Annotated in this window: 13 protein-coding genes; 7 read left to right on the top strand and 6 right to left on the bottom strand. The window is 69.7% G+C overall.

The window, feature by feature from the left end; all coding sequences use genetic code 11:
• Nucleotides 1-17 precede the first annotated feature (17 nt).
• Both OG741_RS17345 and OG741_RS17340 read right to left on the bottom strand, forming a co-directional pair.
• Nucleotides 18-878, bottom strand: coding sequence for an alpha/beta fold hydrolase (locus tag OG741_RS17345; protein WP_405598844.1), 861 nt, complete (start codon nucleotides 876-878; stop codon nucleotides 18-20).
• A 41-nt stretch (nucleotides 879-919) separates the two neighbouring features.
• Complete coding sequence (locus OG741_RS17340) at nucleotides 920-1,888, bottom strand: alpha/beta hydrolase (RefSeq protein ID WP_405598842.1); 969 nt, start codon at nucleotides 1,886-1,888, stop codon at nucleotides 920-922.
• A 177-nt stretch (nucleotides 1,889-2,065) separates the two neighbouring features.
• On the opposite strand from OG741_RS17340, the gene OG741_RS17335 reads away from it, so the two are divergent.
• Entirely contained in the window at nucleotides 2,066-2,560 is a 495-nt protein-coding gene (locus OG741_RS17335; RefSeq protein WP_405598839.1) for a MarR family winged helix-turn-helix transcriptional regulator, read from the top strand.
• Between the two features lie 86 nt (nucleotides 2,561-2,646).
• Nucleotides 2,647-4,320, top strand: a complete 1,674-nt coding sequence (locus OG741_RS17330; RefSeq protein ID WP_405598837.1) for a class I adenylate-forming enzyme family protein — start codon at nucleotides 2,647-2,649, stop codon at nucleotides 4,318-4,320.
• Here OG741_RS17330 and OG741_RS17325 read toward each other — a convergent pair.
• Nucleotides 4,307-5,650, bottom strand: a complete 1,344-nt coding sequence (locus tag OG741_RS17325) for a M6 family metalloprotease domain-containing protein (protein ID WP_405598834.1) — start codon at nucleotides 5,648-5,650, stop codon at nucleotides 4,307-4,309. The two genes, OG741_RS17330 and OG741_RS17325, sit on opposite strands and share 14 nt — an antisense overlap.
• 259 nt (nucleotides 5,651-5,909) lie before the next feature.
• Between OG741_RS17325 and OG741_RS17320 the strand changes: the two genes are divergently transcribed.
• A complete protein-coding gene (locus OG741_RS17320; protein WP_405598831.1) occupies nucleotides 5,910-6,557 on the top strand; it encodes a TetR/AcrR family transcriptional regulator in 648 nt (215 codons plus the stop codon).
• Between the two features lie 105 nt (nucleotides 6,558-6,662).
• Nucleotides 6,663-8,189, top strand: coding sequence for an MFS transporter (locus tag OG741_RS17315; RefSeq protein WP_266475600.1), 1,527 nt, complete (start codon nucleotides 6,663-6,665; stop codon nucleotides 8,187-8,189).
• A 112-nt stretch (nucleotides 8,190-8,301) separates the two neighbouring features.
• Here the strand turns inward: OG741_RS17315 and OG741_RS17310 are convergent, their stop codons facing one another.
• On the bottom strand, nucleotides 8,302-8,817 hold the full coding sequence (locus OG741_RS17310) for a MarR family winged helix-turn-helix transcriptional regulator (protein ID WP_405598828.1): 516 nt from the start codon (nucleotides 8,815-8,817) through the stop codon (nucleotides 8,302-8,304).
• Between the two features lie 114 nt (nucleotides 8,818-8,931).
• Here OG741_RS17310 and OG741_RS17305 point away from each other — a divergent pair, with 114 nt between their 5' ends.
• Nucleotides 8,932-9,714: a dioxygenase gene (locus OG741_RS17305; protein WP_405598825.1), complete on the top strand. Its 783-nt coding sequence runs from the start codon at nucleotides 8,932-8,934 to the stop codon at nucleotides 9,712-9,714.
• A gap of 385 nt (nucleotides 9,715-10,099) precedes the next feature.
• On the top strand, nucleotides 10,100-11,098 hold the full coding sequence (locus OG741_RS17300) for an RNA polymerase sigma factor RpoD/SigA (RefSeq protein WP_266475604.1): 999 nt from the start codon (nucleotides 10,100-10,102) through the stop codon (nucleotides 11,096-11,098).
• Between the two features lie 104 nt (nucleotides 11,099-11,202).
• Here OG741_RS17300 and OG741_RS17295 read toward each other — a convergent pair whose 3' ends face one another.
• Nucleotides 11,203-12,165 carry a helix-turn-helix transcriptional regulator gene (locus OG741_RS17295; protein ID WP_405598823.1) on the bottom strand — a complete coding sequence of 321 codons (963 nt, stop codon included), beginning with the start codon at nucleotides 12,163-12,165 and terminating at the stop codon, nucleotides 11,203-11,205.
• Between the two features lie 62 nt (nucleotides 12,166-12,227).
• On the opposite strand from OG741_RS17295, the gene OG741_RS17290 reads away from it, so the two are divergent.
• On the top strand, nucleotides 12,228-13,739 hold the full coding sequence (locus tag OG741_RS17290) for an MFS transporter (RefSeq protein ID WP_405598821.1): 1,512 nt from the start codon (nucleotides 12,228-12,230) through the stop codon (nucleotides 13,737-13,739).
• 252 nt (nucleotides 13,740-13,991) lie between these two features.
• On the opposite strand, the gene OG741_RS17285 is transcribed toward OG741_RS17290, so the two are convergent.
• Nucleotides 13,992-14,762, bottom strand: a complete 771-nt coding sequence (locus tag OG741_RS17285) for a DUF6227 family protein (protein ID WP_405598819.1) — start codon at nucleotides 14,760-14,762, stop codon at nucleotides 13,992-13,994.
• Nucleotides 14,763-14,787: the final 25 nt, after the last annotated feature.

The following is a 14,787-nucleotide window of genomic DNA, read 5'->3' as shown; positions in this document are numbered from 1 at the left end:
GCCGATGGACGTACGGGTCAGCGCGAAGTGGCCTTCGCCGCCCTGGTGATGAGATCACTGACGGTCTGAGGCCGGGAGACGGTCACGGCGTGCGAGGCCCTCGTCTCGACGGTGCCGGCTTGGGCCCGCTCGGCCATGAAGCGGAGAGCGGCCGCGGGAATGTTCTTGTCCTCGGTGGTGACGAGAGCGTACGAGGGAATGGCCTTCCAGGCAGCCCTGGTTGCCTTCTCCTCGAGCGCGGAGACTGCGACCGGCCGTTGGGTCACGGCCATCAGCTCGGCGGTCTGCGCCGGGACGTCCGCGGCGAACTGCGCGCGGAACTTGTCCTGCTTGATGGTCAGTTCGGTGCCTGTACCTCCGCCGGGCAGCGGGTACTGGGACGGGCTGGTGGTGGGCGGCAGGGTCGAGCCGGGGAACTTGTTGGTCAGTTCCAGGGCGCTCTCGCCCTTCTCGGGTATGAAGGCGGCTACGTAGACCAGCGCCTTGACGTTCTGGTTCCCCTCCGCGGCCTCGCTGATCACGCTGCCGCCGTAGGAGTGGCCGGCCAGAACGATCGGGCCTTTGACGGTCTTGAGTACGCCGGCCAGATAGTCGGCGTCACTGCCGAGGCCGCGCAGCGGGTTCGCCGGGGCGATGACCGGATAGCCCTCCTGCTTCAGCCGCTTGATCACACCGTTCCAGCTGGACGCGTCCGCGAACGCGCCGTGCACGAGCACCACGGTCGGCTTCGGCCCGGAGCCGTGGTGGCGGTGGTGGTGGGTCGGAGTGGCCGAGACGGATCCGGCAGCCTGCGTGGCCAGCACGGTGACGCCGGCGAGGAGTGCGCCTCCGGCGGCGAGCAGACCGCGACGGGACCGGGCCGAGGAAATGCGGGACATGGCGGTGGTTCCTCCTGTGGGTGCGGTTGTCGTCGCTGCTGTCAGTGGGCGGTGTGCAGCACGGTGTGCAGTGTGGAGACGGCCTGGGCGATCGCGGCACCGGCGGCATGGGTCTCGCGCAACGCGTTGAGCATGACGAAGTCGTGGATGATGCCCTGGTAGCGGGTGGCCACCACAGGCACGCCGGCGGTGCGCAGCCTGTTCGCGTATGCCTCGCCCTCGTCGCGCAGGACATCGGCCTCGGCGGTGATGACCAGGGCCGGGGGCAGATCACGGAGCTGCTCCGTGGTGGCGCGCAACGGTGAGGCGGTGATCTCGGCGCGCTGGGCGGGGTCGGTCGTGTACTGGTCCCAGAACCACTGCATGGCGTCGCGCCGCAGGAAGTAGCCCTCGGCGAACTGGCGGTACGAGCCCGTGTCGAAGGCGGCGTCGGTGACCGGGTAGAAGAGCACCTGCTGAACCAGCGGGACATCACCCCGTTCCTTGGCCATCAGGGTCAGCGCGGCGGCCATGTTGCCCCCCACCGAGTCGCCGGCCACGGCCATCCGCCCGGCGTCCAGGCTCTTCGCCGCCCCCTCGGTCACGACCCAGCGGGCCACGGCGTAGTTCTGCTCGATCGCGACGGGGTAGCGGGCTTCGGGGGAGAGGTCGTACTCCGGGAAGACCACGGCCGCGCGGGCGCCTACGGCGAGTTCGCGTACGAGGCGGTCATGGGTGTGGGCGTTGCCGAAGACCCAGCCGGCGCCGTGGATGTAGAGGATCACCGGCAGGGTGCCCGTGGCATCCGTGGGCCGGACGATGCGGGCCCGGACCGTGCCGGTGGGCCCGCCCTGGACGGTCACCCACTCCTCGTCCACGTCCGGCTTCGCGATCTTGGCCGACTGCACCTCGTCCACCGCTTTGCGCCCCTCGCCGGGGGCGAGTTCGAAGAGGAACGGCGGGTTGGCGGTGGCTTCGGCGAACGCGGCGGCGGCCGGTTCGAGGACGGGACGGACGGTGTTCGCGCTCATGTCGCACTCCTCGTGGTGGTGTGTGGCCAGAAAGCTAGCGCACAATTTCCTCGTGCACAAGCTAAACGTTCACAAGTAACTTTGGCGATAGGGGAAGGTAGGCTGAGGTGTTGCACGTCAGGAAGAAGCAGCAAGAAGCAGCAAGAAGCCAGCAAGAGAAGGAAGCAGGAGGCCCGGATGAACGCCGCCCGGTCGGCCCAGGCCGCCCCGTCCGCCGAGCTCGGGGGTGATGCCTCCCTGCTCCTGGACGACCAGCTGTGTTTCGCCCTGTACGCGGCTTCGCGCGCGGTCACCGGCCGGTACCGCCCGCTGCTGGAGGCACTCGGGCTGACCTATCCCCAGTACTTGGTGATGCTCGTCCTGTGGGAACACGGCTCGGAGACGGACGGAGTGCCCGTCAAGGAGCTGGGTGCCTCCCTTCACCTGGACTACGGGACTCTGACGCCGCTGCTCAAGCGCCTGGAGGCGAACGGACTGCTCAAGCGCGAGCGTCGCGCGGACGACGAGCGGGTGGTCGTGGTCAGCCCGACCGGTGAAGGGCTGGCGCTGCGCGAGCGGGCCAGGACGGTTCCCGCCGCGATCGGCGACGCGATGGGGCTGGCGCCCGACGAGGTGCAGGAAGCGATGCGTCTGCTGCGCCGTCTGACGGCCCATGTGACCAACACGGGCTGACCGGGCTCGCCGTCCCCCGCACGTCTGGCTCGTTGGCCAATACACCGACCTTGACGCCGCCCGCACCGCGTCATAGCGTCTCGCCCGTGCCGCACACCGATTCCCCCGCCGTCCCCGAAGCGATACTCACCGCCCCCGGCGCGCCCTTCGCCGTCGTACGGGGCGAGGACGGCGGGCTGCTCTACGCCGACGGGCCGCGGACCCTGCGGGAGTTCGTCGAGGCCACCTGGGCGTACGGCGACCGGCCCTTTCTCGTGGCGGAGAGCCGGAGTCTGACCTACGGGGAGTTCTTCGCCGAGTCATGCGCGCTCGCGCGGCGGCTCGTCGACGTGTACGGGCTGCGGCCCGGCGACCGCGCCGTCGTGGCCATGCGCAATCACCCCGAGTGGCAAGTCGCCTTCTGGGCCGCCCAGTTGGCGGGGCTCGTTGCCGTGCCGCTCAATGCCTGGTGGACCGAGGACGAGTTCACCTACGCGCTCGACGACTGTTCGCCCACGGTGCTCCTCGTGGACGGCGAGCGGCTGCCGCACGTGCGGGCCTGGGCGCTGCGGCACGAGGTGCCCGGGGTCGTCTTCCACGGTGCGGCGGAAGAAGGCTTCGAGGCGTACGCGCCGGTGGACGACCCCACTCTCGCGCCGCCCGAGGTCGAGGTGCGGGCCGAGGACGACGCCACGATCATCTATACGTCCGGGACGACCGGCCGGCCCAAGGGCGCCGTCGCCACCCAGCTCGCACAGGCCGGGGCCGCGCTCAATCCCCGGTACTACGCCGCCGCCGCGTCCCTCGCGCGCGGGGTGATGCCCGGGCAGGGCCCCGCGCCGGTGGTGCTGATGACGTTCCCGTTCTTCCATGTGGCCGCGTTCACCACGCTGTATTCGACGATGGCGGCCGGCGGGAGTCTCGTACTGATGAGGAAGTGGGACGCCGAGCAGGCTCTCGCGCTCATCGAGCGGCACCGCGTCACGCACTATTCCGGGGTGCCGACCACCGCGCTTCAACTGCTGGACGCGGCCGAGCGGACCGGGTCGCAGCTGGAGACGCTCACGCATCTCAACACCGGCGGAGCCGCGGCCCCGCCCGGTCTCGTGGCCCGGCTGACGGCCCGCTACGGGCAGCGGATCGAGCCGCGCAACGGCTACGGACTCACCGAGACCAGCGGCGGCGTACTCGCCAACTTCGGTGCCGGATACCGCGAGCACCCGGGCAGCGTGGGGCGGCCGACCCCCGCCACCGAGGTGCGCGTCGCCGGACCGGGCGGGCAGCCGCTGCCCGAGGGCGAGGTCGGTGAACTGTGGCTGCGCGGGCAGGCGTTGGTGCGCGGGTACTGGAACGACCCCGCCGCGACCGCCGCCGCCTTCCAGGACGGCTGGTTCAGGACCGGCGACCTGGCGACCGTGTGCGAGGGGCGGGTCAGCATCGTCGACCGGCTCAAGGACATGGTCATCCGGGGCGGCGAGAACGTGTACTGCGTCGAGGTCGAGGCGGCCCTGCACGACCACCCGGAGGTCGCCGACGCGGCCGTGCTCGGCGTTCCGCACCCCGAGCTCGGCGAGGAGGTCGCGGCCGTCGTTCAGCTGCGTCCCGGGGCAGCGGTCACCGTGGACGGGCTGCGCGCGCATGTCGGCCGCACGCTCGCAGCCTTCAAGGTGCCGGCGCATGTCTTCGTACGGGACGAGCCGATGCCCCGGAATCCGACCGGGAAGATCCTCAAGCGGGAGCTGCGCGGCCTCTTGGGCGAGCAGCGGGTCAGGAACGGGTGACGCGCACCCGGTAGGTGCCGTCCTTCTCCCCGAGCACGGCGATGCGGACGCCGTGCTTGCGGTCGGTGAAGGTCTGGCCCGGCTGGTACGGCGCGTCCGACAGCTCCGCGTGCACATTGGGGCGGCGCGTACAACCGCCGCTGTTCTGTTTGCTGTCCGCGACCGTCACCGGTCCCTGCCCGGTGTCCACGTCGGACTTCACGCTGTAGATCAGTACGCCCGGCTCGCACACGGCCTCGTCGTTGCCCGCCCGGGTGCGCACCTCCACCGCGTACCCCGAGTCCTCGCTCAGCGGGACGATCGCCATCTTCGAGCCGCCCGAGGTGGCCAGCGGCGTCAGCTCGTACTCCGTTGTGCCGGGCGTCGACGCGCAGCCGACCTGGTCGGCGTCCAGCCAGCCGAGCTTCCACTTGTGCCAGCCGAGCAGGTCGTTGTTCGCCCCCCAGTCCTCGGACATGATGTCCCAGTGGCCGACGGCGCCCCCGCCGTCGGCGGTGTAGAGGTCGGGCAGTCCGAAGACATGGCCGTTCTCGTGGGGCAGGACGCGATAGCCCGTCTCGGCGTACGACCCGGAGCCGTCGTCCTGGCGGCTGTAGACGAAGGACGTGTTTGCCAGCGGCACACCGTCCGCCATGGGTGCCTCGTCGTTGCCGGAGAAGGTCACGGACAGCACCGTGTCCAGCGCCGAGGGCCCGGCATTCGGCGTGACCAGTATGTTGACCAGGTCGTACGCGCTGAAGTCCACCACCGGATCGGCCCCGGCCGCGATGTCCTGGACCAGCTGGCGGTAGCCCGGCTCATAGGGAGAGCCGCGCTGAATCCCGTACGCGGCGAACGGCATCGGCATCCGCAGCCACTCGGTGATCGGGGCGTGCGGACGGTAGGTGAGGCGTCCGTACGAACTGGTGCGAAACCAGTCCGTGGTCTGCGGGAAGAACTCCGCGAGCCGGTCCAGCGCCCGCCCGGGGCCCTGCGCGTCAGGGAAGTCGATCATCAGGTTGAGGGCGTGGACCTCACCTGTCGAGCGGGAGTAGCCGGGCGGGGTCGGCATGCCCTCCGACATCTGGACGCCCAGCGTGGAGCCGATGCGGCACGGCCCGAGCGCCGACTCGTCGGCGGTGGCCACCGGGCCGGCGGAGGCGCGGGTCGGGGCCGGGAGTGTGGCGCTCGCCGTGGTGAGGGCGGCGAGCGCGAGGGAGGCGAGGGCACCGAGGGTGCCGACGCGGCGGGATCTGCCGCGTTCGCCCCTGCCGTCTGTGCCGCGTGTCCTGCGCGTACTGCTTCTGCCGGTTCTGCTGGTTCTGCGTATCCGGTGGCGCGTCGGCTTCATGCAAACGCCCTTCGGCTCCGCGGCAGCAGGCCGGACCCTGGCTGCGCTTGTGCGATCAGCCTGTGACGGGCCGTGGCGGGACGCGCGCCGGGCTGGTCCGATCGTGGGTATTTCCCGCGAGAGGTGCGTGACGCAGGTCACATCGAATGCGGGAAATAACCGGGGATGGTTTCCCCGTTTGACCTCGTGTCCCCGCGAAACGGGGAAACGATCCCCGCTTACGTAGAGATACGAGGCAGACACGAAAGGGAGTGGAGCCGTGAGCCCCGCCGCCGACACCGAAGCGCGCCGCGTCACCCGGCCGCGGGCCGACGCCCTGCGGAACCGGGAGCGGATCGTGACGGCGGCGCGCGAGACCTTCGTGGAGTTCGGACCGGACGTCCCGCTCGACGAGATCGCCCGCCGCGCCGGCGTCGGCAACGCCACGCTCTACCGCCACTTCCCTGACCGGGACGCCCTCATCCACGAGGTGGTCCTTTCTGTCCTCACCCGCACGAAGCAGCAGGCGCTCGACGCCGCCGCCGAGGAGACGGACGCGTTCGAGGCGCTGCGGCGCTTCACCCACGCGGCCGCCGACGAACGGATCGGGGCGCTGTGCCCGCTGCTCTCGGGCGCCTTCGACAAGTCCCATCCCGATCTGACCCGTGAGAGCGCGCGCCTCGAAGAGGTCGTCGAGAGCCTCTTCGACCGCGCCCATGAGCAGGGCCGGCTCCGCGCCGATGTAGCCGTCGGAGATCTGCTCGTCGCTCTCTCCCAGCTCACCCGGCCGCTGCCGGGCACCCCGTGCCTGAACATCGACCGGTTCGCCCATCGCCATCTGGCGCTGTTCCTCGACGGACTCGAAGCGCCGGCGCGCTCCGAACTGCCGGGCACGGCAGCGACCTTGGAGGACCTGCGCTCCGATTGATTCAGCCGGCTTCGCAGGTCCTCCCTACGACTCCTGACAACTCCTGATCACGTCTCTCTGACCACGCCCGTTTTGACCTCTCCGCACCCTTAGGTGACTACAGCCATGTCAAAAACAGCCGCTATCCCCGATATATCGCTTCCTGACCCCAGCCGCTGGAAAGCCCTGGTGTTCATCGCCCTGGCCCAGCTGATGGTGGTGCTGGACGCGACGATCGTGAACATCGCGCTCCCGCACGCCCAGTTGGACCTCGGTATCTCGGACGGCAACAAGCAGTGGGTCATCACGGCCTATGCCCTGGCCTTCGGCGGACTGCTGCTCTTCGGCGGACGCATCGCCGACCTCTGGGGCCGTAAGCGGACCTTCGTGGTCGGGCTGCTCGGCTTCGCGGCGGCATCCGCGCTCGGTGGCGCGGCCACCGGCGAGGCGATGATGTTCGGTTCCCGTGCGCTGCAGGGTGCCTTCGGCGCGCTGCTCGCTCCGGCCGCGCTCTCCCTGCTCGCGGTGATGTTCACCGACGCCAAGGAGCGCGCCAAGGCCTTCGGTATCTACGGTGCGATCGCCGGTGGCGGCGGCGCCGTCGGTCTGATCCTCGGTGGTGTGCTGACCGAGTACCTCAACTGGCGCTGGACGTTCTTCGTCAACATCCCGTTCGCGGTCATCGCCGCCGCGGGCGCGTACTTCGTCATCCGTGAGCCGGCCGGCACCCGCAACCGCTCCACCCTCGACATCCCCGGTGTGGTCCTGTCCACCCTGGGCCTGGTCACCCTCGTCTACGGCTTCACGCGCGCCGAGTCCGCCGGCTGGTCCGACGGCCTGACCGTGAGCATGTTCGTCGCATCCGCCGTGCTGCTCGCCGGGTTCGTCTTCACCGAGTCCAAGGTCAAGGCGCCGCTGCTGCCGCTGCGCGTCATCACCGAGCGCAACCGCGGCGGTGTCTACCTCTCGCTGGGCCTCGCGATCATCGCGATGTTCGGGCTCTTCCTCTTCCTGACCTTCTACCTGCAGATCGTGAAGGACTACTCGCCGGTCATGACCGGCTTCGCGTTCCTTCCGATGATCGCGGGCATGATCACCGGCTCCACGCAGATCGGTGCCCGGCTGATGACCCGGGTCGCGCCGCGGCTGCTGATGGGCCCGGGCTTCCTGGTCGCCGGTGCCGGCATGCTGATGCTCACGCAGCTGGAGGTCGGCTCCTCGTACGCCGGTCTGATCCTGCCGGCGCAGCTGCTGCTGGGTCTCGGCATGGGTACGGCCTTCATGCCGGCCATGTCCCTGGCCACGCACGGGGTGCGCCCGGAGGACGCCGGTGTCGCCTCCGCGATGGTGAACACCTCGCAGCAGGTCGGCGGCGCCATCGGTACGGCGCTGCTGAACACGATCGCGGCCTCGGCCACGACCGCGTACGTCGCCTCTCACGCGGCGGGTGCCACCAACCAGCAGCTGCTGCAGGCGCAGGCCATGGTGCACGGCTACTCGAACGCCATCTGGTGGGCGGTCGGCATCCTCGCGGCCGCCGCCGCGATCGCCTTCACGCTGATCAACACCGGGCGCCCGGGGGCCGGTTCGGTCACCGCGGCCTCGGGTGACGGTGTCGAGGACGAGATCAAGGTTCCCGTCGTCGCGCACTGAGGCGTGCTGAGAGGTCATTGAGCGGACAGGGCCCCGCCCAGGGTGAACCCGGGCGGGGCCCTTCGCGTGCCGTCGTTACCGATGTGGGCGGGAGTGCGGGTGCGCGGGCGGGTCAGCGCAGCCAGGGCAGGTCCGCGCCCGAGTCCTGCGGCTGGAGCCCTTCGGCCAGGATCCGCATGATCGCGCCCAGTTGCTCCACCTGCTCGGGCGTGAGCCGGTCGAACATGGCCTGCCGTACGGCCTCGACATGTCCGGGCGCGGTCTTCTGAAGGATCTTGAAGCCCTCGTCCGTCAGGACCGCGTTCTGCCCGCGCTTGTCGGAGGGGCAGTTCTCGCGGCGGACCCAGCCGTTCTTCTCCAGGCGTGCGATCGCGTGCGAGAGCCGGGAGCGGGTGATCTTGGCGTCGATGGCCAGTTCCGTCATCCGCATGCGGCGGCGCGGGGCCTGGGAGAGCTGGACGAGCAGGCCGTAGTAGATGTGTGGCATGCCCGCGTCGCGCTGCAGCTGGCGGTCGAGGTGGTCTTCGAAGAGGGTGGTGGCATGCAGATAGGCCCGCCAGACGCGCTGTTCGTCCTCGGTGAGCCAACGCGGTTCGAGGCCGTCCCCGCCCGTGGATGCCGTAGTCATACATCCCACTCTACGACCACATTCTTGAAAGTTTAACTAACTGGAGTTACGGTGGGGTAGCTTGAAAGTTCAAGTAGGCCCCACGAGGCCGGAAGCTATCCGGGAGCCGCTGTCATGAGTGCCACCCCAGCCGCGGAGCGCATGCCCGCCCTCTATCTCTCCCACGGCGCCCCGCCGCTCGCCGACGACGCTCTCTGGCCCGGCCAGCTCGCCTCCTGGTCGGCGTCGCTGGCGCGGCCCAGAGCGATCCTGATGGTCTCCGCCCACTGGGAGGAAGCTCCGCTCGCGCTCGGCGCGGTCGAGACCGTTCCGCTGGTGTACGACTTCTGGGGCTTCCCCGAGCACTACTACCGGGTGCGTTATCCCGCGCCCGGCGCGCCCGAACTCGCCGACTCGGTACGGAAGTTGCTGCGCGGCGCCGGTACACCGGTGCAGGACATCCCTGACCGCGGGCTCGACCACGGTGCCTACGTGCCGCTGGTGGAGATGTTCCCGGACGCCGACATTCCCGTACTGCAGATCTCCATGCCCACACTCGATCCGCAGAAGCTGATGGAGATCGGCCGCAGGCTCGCGCCGCTGCGGGACGAGGGCGTGCTGATCGTCGGCAGCGGATTCTTCACCCACAATCTGGCGGCCCTGCGCCACAGCGGAATTCCCGGCTGGTCGGTGGAGTTCGACGACTGGGGGCAGCGGGCACTCGCGGCGGCGGACGTGGACGCGCTGCTGGACTTCGAGAACAAGTCACCGGCCGGGCGGCTGGCCCACCCGCGGACGGAGCACTTCGCGCCACTGTTCGTCACCCTCGGGGCGTCCGAGGGCGAGCTCAAGAGCGGGCGGAGCGTGATCGACGGCTTCTGGATGGGCCTGGCGAAGCGGTCGGTCCAGTTCGGCTGAGGCCGGTCGGTCCCGTTCGATAAGTAGGGCAGAACGGACATCCCGAGCAACCAAAAGCCGGTGAGGGCCGTCTTCGGGGGTAGGAGTACAGCCATGGGCGGCGCTGATCGGTCGTGAGGACGGACGTGTCGAATGTGACGGACGTCTCATGCGCGTAGTGGTCGTAGGACTCTGCGGGGGCTTCGAGATCCGCCTCCGTGCCCGCCCTGACCTGCACCTCTGAGTGATCCTGCGGCACGCTTCATCCCTCGTGGCGCGACAGGGTACTGCAAGATCACGAAAATCGATCCACGGCGTGGGAATTCTGTCCCGATTCCAGTCGTTGTTTCCATCGGATGCAGGGCACCCGGAAGGGTGTCGCGACCTACTCAGCAAGGGAGCTCGCATGGCAACCCGTGCCGTTGCCCGCCGTCAGTCCGACTCCAGTGGGACCGGTAGGGCAAGCAGCGTTCGCGCCGTGGGCGGGGAGATCGCCGACCGCGACCTGGTCGGCATGTACCTCGATGAGATCGCGCGTACGCCGCTGCTCGATGCCGCCAAGGAAGTCGAGCTGTCCCAGACCATCGAGGCGGGTGTGTACGCCCGGCAGATCCTCGACAAAGAGGTCGAGAGCGATGCGGGCGGCGCCACGCGCGAAGAGCTCGAGGCGCTGGTCACCGAGGGCGAGCGCGCCAAGGACGTCTTCATCCGCTCCAACCTCCGGCTCGTGGTGGCCGTGGCCAGGCGCTATCCGCGCAGCGGGCTGCCCCTCCTCGACCTGATCCAGGAGGGCAATGCCGGCCTGGTGCGCGCGGTCGAGAAGTTCGACTACGCCAAGGGCTTCAAGTTCTCCACGTACGCCACGTGGTGGATCCGCCAGGCGATCACCCGCTCCATAGCGGACCAGTCCCGGACCATCCGGCTCCCTGTCCACCTGGTGGAGGAGCTCGGACGCATTCGCCGTGTCCAGCGCGAGTTCAACAGGGAAAAGGGCCGCGAGCCGGAGCCGGCCGAGGTCGCCAAGGAGCTCGGCTCGACGCCCGAGCGCGTCATCGACGTGCTCGACTGGGCGCGCGACCCCGTCAGCCTGAACATGGCGGTGGACGACGCGGGCGAGACGCAGTTCGGTGATCTGCTCGAGGACACGTCGGCCATCTCGCCGGAGCAGTCGGTGCTGTCGCTGCTGCGCAGCGAAGGGCTGGAGGACCTGATCGGCAAGCTCGATCACCGTACGGCCTCGATCATCCGCATGCGGTACGGCATCGAGGACGGCCGGGAGCGCACACTGACCGAGGTCGGCAAGCAGCACGGCCTGACGCGTGAGCGGATCCGGCAGATCGAGAAGCACGCGCTGCTGGAGCTGAAGCGGATGGCGCGGGACACGGGCTTCGACGCGGCGGCGTAAGCGCCCCGCGAAAGGCCCCCTGAAGCGGACCCCAGTACCCTCCCCCCCGGTGCTGGGGTCCTTCCCCGTCCGGACCGAAGGTCAGCCCCTGTCCGGACCGACGGTCAGCGCGCCGTCGTGGCGCGGGTCAGGCGCGCGCCCAGGTCCGTCATGTACTCCGCCAGGCTCCTCGGGCCGTGGACCGTGAACTCGCAGTCCACCAGCGCCAGTCGGAGCGCCAGCCACTCCAGTGAGTCCGCCGCCCTCGTGCGCAGGCGGCAGGTCTCCTCGCCCGTCGCCACCGGTACGCCCAGGGTGTCCGGCAGGCGCGCGGCGACGAACGACGCGGGAGCCTTGAAGCTCACGTCGATGTCGAGCTCCGGCTGCCGGGACATGGTGTGCCCCAGCAGTTCCGCGGCGCTGCCCGTCGGCAGCTCCCGCGGCACGAAGCGCGCCCCCGTGGCGAAGGGCTCCGAGACCCGGTCGACACGGAACGTACGCCAGTCCTCGCGCCCGAGGTCGTACGCGACGAGATACCACCGGCGGCCCGTCGACACGAGGCGATACGGCTCGGCCTGCCGTTTGGTCTGAGTCCCGTCGCCAGCGCGGTAGGCGAAGCGCAGGCGTTCGCGCCCTGTCGCCGCGCCCGCGATGACCGTCAGCGTGTGCGGGTCGATCGTCGCGCCGTCGCCGCGGGTCAGCGGGATCGTCGCCGCCTGGAGGGTCGTGACCCGGTGCCGCAGCCGGGACGGCAGCACCTGTTCCAGTTTGGCGAGGGCCCGTACGGAAGCCTCCTCGATGCCCTCGATGGCATGGCCCGCGCCCGCCCGCAGGCCGACCGCGATCGCGACGGCCTCCTCGTCGTCGAGGAGCAGCGGCGGCATCGCGGCGCCCGCGACCAGGCGGTAGCCGCCGATCGCCCCCTTGGTCGCCTCGACCGGATAGCCGAGGTCGCGCAGCCGGTCGATGTCGCGCCGGATGGTGCGCGGGCTCACTTCGAGGCGCTCGGCCAGCTCGCTGCCCGGCCACTCGCGCGGAGTCTGGAGGAGGGAGAGCAGATTGAGGAGTCGTGCCGGAGTGTCCGTCATGTTTTCCAGGATGCCCGTCATCTAGGACATGGTCTGACCTATATCTACTCTACTTTCTTCCTATGAGTTCACAGCCCGCCGTACCGGATACGGCTTCAGACCGTCGTCGCTGGATCGCTCTCGCCATCGTCATGACCGCGGCCTTCATGGACCTGGTCGACGTCACCATCGTCAATATCGCGATCCCGAGCATGGAGCGGGACCTGGGCGCGTCGTTCGGCGCGATCCAGTGGATCACCGCCGGTTACGCGCTCGCCTTCGCCGCCGGTCTGATCACGGGCGGACGACTCGGAGACATCTACGGCCGCAAGCGGCTCTTCCTGATCGGCATCACCGGCTTCACGCTCGCCTCCGCGCTCTGCGGCTTCGCGGCGGACGAGAACATGCTGGTCGCCTCCCGTCTGCTCCAGGGCGCGACGGCCGCGATGATGGTGCCTCAGGTGCTGGCGATCATCCATGTCACCTTCCCGGCGCACGAACGCGGCAAGGTCTTCGGAATGTTCGGCGCGGTCATCGGACTCGGCGCGGTGTCCGGGCCGCTGCTCGGCGCGCTGCTGACCCAGTGGAACCTCTTCGGCCTCGAATGGCGGCCGATCTTCCTGATCAACCTGCCCGTCGGTATCGCGGGCCTCATCCTGGGCCGCAAGTACATCGTCGAGTCCCGCGCCCCCAAGGCGCTCCGGCTCGACCTGGTCGGCGTCGCGCTGGCCACAACCGGACTGCTGATGCTGATCTATCCGCTGACGCGCGGCCGTGAGCTGGGCTGGCCGCTGTGGGGTCATCTGTGCATGGCCGGCAGCCTGCTCGTCTTCGCCGTCTTCGTGGCGTACGAGAAGAGGAAGACCCGCAAGGATGGTTCGCCGCTGGTCGAGCTGTCATTGTTCAAGGTGAAGAGCTTCGCCGCGGGCATCGCCGTGCAGCTCACGTTCGGTATCGCCTGCGGGATCTTCTTCCTGGTCTGGACGCTGTACATGCAGATAGGCCTCGGCTGGTCGCCGCTGCGGGCCGGGCTGACCGGGGTGCCGTTCTCCATCGCCGTGTCCACGGCGGCGGGGCTGTCCGTCCAGAAGCTGGTGCCGCGCTTCGGCCGCAAGGTCCTCCAGGCGGGCGCGCTGACGATGGCCGCGGGTCTGGTCCTCTACATCTGGGAGGCCGGGCGGTACGGCACGGCGATCCACTCCTGGCAGATGGTGCTGCCCCTGGCGGTCATGGGCGCCGGGATGGGGCTGATCGTGGCGCCGCTGACGGACGCGGTCCTCTCGGACGTACCGCGCGAGCACTCGGGCTCGGCGTCCGGGCTGATCAACACGACGATGCAGATGGGCAACGCGCTCGGGCTCGGTCTGGTCTCGGTCGTCTTCTTCGGGTCGATCGACGACCGGATGGCGCCGAGTGCGGTCGGGAAGGCGTTCGGGGACGCGTTCCAGAACTCGCTGTGGTGGGTCGTGGCGGTGCTGGCCGTGATCTTCGTGGTGATGTTCGCGCTGCCGGCGCGGCCGAAGCAGCATGTGGAGGGAGCCGAGTCGGAGCTTCCGGAGGACTCCGCGGAGGCGGAGCCCGCGCTCGCTCACTGAGGCGGTCGAAGGACTCGGGTACTCGGATTACCCGGATACGGGCCCGGCCCGGAACGCGTGGATGCGTCCCGGCCGGGCCCCGTTCCGTGCCGTATGTGTTCAGGCCGCGCAACGGACGTACTCTGCTGGCGAAACCACAGGTTCGGGCATGGAGCGGATGTAGACCCACATGTACGCACCGGAGCGCCGGCAATCGCGGCCGCCGGTACGGACGTCGTACGCGTCTGAACCCGGCGCCGGACCGGGGCGAGGTCAGCGCACCCGCGCGCGCAGTTCCATCGCGTCGCGCGCGGTGCGCTCCGCGTCGTAGACCTCGCACATGTGGCGGCCGTCCGGCGTCGCCGTGTGCTCCACCTCCCACAGGCTCGTCTCGGTGCCGTCGAGGAGCAGGAACGCGTGCTCGTAGAGCGTGAAGCCCGCGTCCTTGCCCGCCACCTGGCACTGGCGGCCGAAGACCTGCGTGATGTGGTGGGCGAAGGCGGCCCGCAGCAGGCTCGCGGTCTCCTCGCCCGGCCGGTCGGCGTTCTCCGCGCGGCGCAGCACGCGGCGGGCGTGGTCCGCGGAGTCCTCCGGGACGTACATCCTCGGGAGCGGGGTCGCGGGCGGCGCCATCAGGCTGGACAGGAGTTCCCAGTCCGCGTCCAGATCCATGTCGAGCCCCGCGTCCGCGTCGCCCGCACCGTCGCCGTGCCCGGCGAAGCCCGGGAAACCGGCGGGCAGCCGCGAGGCGGCGAGACGGACCTCCGACTCCTCGGTGTACAGCTCGTGCTGCTCGGAGCCGTCGCGTCCCGTGTTGTGCACCAGCTCCCACAGGACGAGTGAGCTGCCGTCTCTGAGGAGATAGGCGTGCCGGTATGTCGCGCGGTGCAGCGCGGCGCTGTGGTGCGAGGAGTGCAGCGAACTGGCGTGCGCCAGCGCCGAATCGAGCCGTTCGACCGTCGAGTCGGGCAGGTCGAACGAGTTGAGCGCCCGCCCCAGGAGTCGCTCGAGGTGCGTCTCGGTTGTCTCGTACGGATCGTTCAAGATGGGTCTCCAGGCCGTCGCCGCA

The organism is Streptomyces sp. NBC_01410 (assembly GCF_045040195.1).
Taxonomy (GTDB): Bacteria; Actinomycetota; Actinomycetes; order Streptomycetales; family Streptomycetaceae; genus Streptomyces.
The sequence above is the reverse complement of the archived record's forward strand: the minus strand, read 5'-3'. Positions and strand labels throughout refer to the sequence as shown.

Coding starts and splice junctions, on each gene's coding strand:
- OG741_RS17345 (WP_405598844.1), bottom strand. CDS start 878: ATGTCCCGCATTTCCTCGGCCCGGTCCCGTCGCGGTCTGCTCGCCGCC.
- OG741_RS17340 (WP_405598842.1), bottom strand. CDS start 1,888: ATGAGCGCGAACACCGTCCGTCCCGTCCTCGAACCGGCCGCCGCCGCG.
- OG741_RS17335 (WP_405598839.1), top strand. CDS start 2,066: ATGAACGCCGCCCGGTCGGCCCAGGCCGCCCCGTCCGCCGAGCTCGGG.
- OG741_RS17325 (WP_405598834.1), bottom strand. CDS start 5,650: ATGAAGCCGACGCGCCACCGGATACGCAGAACCAGCAGAACCGGCAGA.
- OG741_RS17315 (WP_266475600.1), top strand. CDS start 6,663: ATGTCAAAAACAGCCGCTATCCCCGATATATCGCTTCCTGACCCCAGC.
- OG741_RS17310 (WP_405598828.1), bottom strand. CDS start 8,817: ATGACTACGGCATCCACGGGCGGGGACGGCCTCGAACCGCGTTGGCTC.
- OG741_RS17305 (WP_405598825.1), top strand. CDS start 8,932: ATGAGTGCCACCCCAGCCGCGGAGCGCATGCCCGCCCTCTATCTCTCC.
- OG741_RS17300 (WP_266475604.1), top strand. CDS start 10,100: ATGGCAACCCGTGCCGTTGCCCGCCGTCAGTCCGACTCCAGTGGGACC.
- OG741_RS17295 (WP_405598823.1), bottom strand. CDS start 12,165: ATGACGGACACTCCGGCACGACTCCTCAATCTGCTCTCCCTCCTCCAG.
- OG741_RS17290 (WP_405598821.1), top strand. CDS start 12,228: ATGAGTTCACAGCCCGCCGTACCGGATACGGCTTCAGACCGTCGTCGC.